At 71.8% G+C, this 2211-nt stretch carries 2 protein-coding genes; both read right to left on the bottom strand.

Annotation, left to right across the window (positions count from 1 at the left end; genetic code table 11):
- Positions 1–1047, bottom strand: a 1047-nt coding sequence (locus tag AX702_RS14280; RefSeq protein ID WP_066780669.1) for an efflux RND transporter periplasmic adaptor subunit, incomplete at its 3' end; no start/stop codon positions are given.
- On the bottom strand, positions 1044–2211 hold a 1168-nt coding region (locus tag AX702_RS14275; protein ID WP_066780667.1), incomplete at its 5' end, for an efflux transporter outer membrane subunit. The genes AX702_RS14280 and AX702_RS14275, both read right to left, overlap by 4 nt.

Genomic DNA, 2211 nt, shown 5'->3' with positions numbered 1-2211 from the left:
ACCGCCGGTGCTGGCGGTGTCCACCGTGGCGAGCACCGACAGGCCGACGCGCAGCGGGTTTGCGCGCAGCTCTTTGGGATCGAGCATGATGCGCACCGGCACGCGCTGCACGATCTTGATCCAGTTTCCGCTGGCATTCTGCGGCGGCAGCAGGGCAAAGGCGTTGCCGCTGCCCGCCGACAGGCCGGCGACGCGGCCGTGATAGACCACTTCATCGCCATAAGCGTCGGCCACCACCGTCGCGGGCTGACCGATGCGGATGTCCTTGAGCTGCGTTTCGCGGAAGTTCGCGTCCACCCACAGGCGCTGGAGCGGGACAACCGCCATCAGCGGCGTGCCGGCGGCGATCTGCTGCCCCACCTGCGCCTGGCGCTGCGCCACCACGCCATCGATCGGCGCGACGATATGCATGTGGCTGCGCACGATGGCGGCGCGGCGATAGGCGGCGATGGCGGCGAGCACGGCGGGGTTGGTGTTCACCGCCGTGCCGGCCACCGTGCTCTGCGCCTGGGTGCGGCGGCTGCGCGCCAAGTTCAGCGCGGCGCGGGCGACCTTTACCTGATCGGCGGCGTGGCTGAGTTCCTCGCCCGAGACGGCGCCTTCCGCGGCGGCACCGCGCCGGCGGGCGTAATCGGCATGGGCGGCGGCGAGCTGTGCCTCCGCCTGAACCACGGCGGCGCCGGATTCAGTGACGCGGGAGAAATCGGCGCGGGTGCCACGCACGGCGCGCGCCAGTTCCGCCTCAGCCGCGGCGAGGTTCACGTCGGCCGTCAGCGGATCGAGATCGATCAGCGGCTGGCCAGCCTTCACCGACTGCGTATTGTCGGCGTGGATGGCGATGATCGTTCCCGGATCGCGCGCCGTCACTGCCACTACGTCGCCGGCGACATAGGCGTCGTCGGTCTCCTCTTCCGGTGCGGCGAGGAGGAAGTGGAACACGGCCCAGATCGCGAAGCCGACGATCACGACAATGGCGAGACCCAGCAGCAGCCGGCGACGAAGCGCCGGGCGGCCGGCGGGCGGGGCGGGAACGGCGGTATCGGTCATGATGCTGGGTTCCGGGAGGGATCAAAGCCGCCGCCCAGCGCCTGGGCGAGCCGCGCCCGTGCGGCAAGCGCGTCGACGGACAGGGTGGCGGAGGCGAGCTGGGCGTCCAGCAGGCGGATGTCGGTGTCGATGCCGGTGAGGCGCGATTCGAGCCCGGCATTGATGCGAACGGCGTTCAATCGGTTCGTTTCGGCGAAGCCGCGGACCACTTCGGCCTGCGCCCTCGCCTCGGCCGTGTTGGCGCGAATCTGGGCGAGCGCGTCCGCCGCTTCGCGCACCGCGCCAACAACCGTGCGGTTGTAATCCGCGATGGCGAGATCGACCTGCGCGGTCGCCCCGGCGAGATCCGCCTCGAGCCGGCGGGAATCGAAGATCGGCAGGTGGAGTGCGGCCCCGGCACCGGCGGTGCCCGCGTCGGCGTTGAAAAGGTTGCCGATGCCCACCGCCTGCAGGCCGGCAAGCGCGACCAGATTGACGTCCGGGTAAAAGGCGCGGCGTGCCACCTGGCGCCCGGCGGCGGCGGCATCGACCCGCGCGGCGGCGGCAGCGATATCGGCTCGGCGGGCAAGCAGGTCGGCGGGGATCGTCGCGGGCAAGGCGAGGGTGACGGGATCGGACAGGCGCGTCGGGCCGATCCCGGCCGCATAATCCGATCCCCGCCCCACCAGCGCCGCCAGCGCGTCCACCGCAATGACGCGCGCGGCCTCGGCCCGGGTCAGCGCAACACGTGCCTGGGCGAGCAGGGTGGCGGCGGCCTGCACATCCAGCTTGCTGGCGAGCTGGTTCTGCACCCGCGTGCTGGTGAGCCGCACGGCGCGTTCGCGTGCGGCGATCGTCTGACGGGCGATGGCGGCGATCCGCTCGGCGCGGGCGACCTCAGCATAGGTCGCGACGATCGAGCCGGCGAGCATCAGCCGCGCTGCATCCACGTCGAAGCGGGCGGCGGTAAGCGAGGCGCGGGCGCCCTCGATAGCGGCGCGCTGGCGGCCGAACAGGTCGAGGTTCCATGAAAGGTTCGCCTGGGCGGTGCCGAGGAAGCGCACACTGCCGCCATAAGGCGGCGGGATGGTGTAGCGGCCCGACAGTCGCGCGACCTGCGCATTGGCGTCGCCGGTGATATCCGGCCCGGTTTCCGCATCGCGGCGGGCAAGCACCGCCTGCGCC

Source organism: Sphingomonas sp. CCH5-D11, from assembly GCF_001557395.1.
Taxonomy (GTDB): Bacteria; Pseudomonadota; Alphaproteobacteria; order Sphingomonadales; family Sphingomonadaceae; genus Sphingomonas.
Note: the sequence above shows the minus strand (reverse complement) of the source record. Positions and strands in the feature narration are given on the sequence as shown.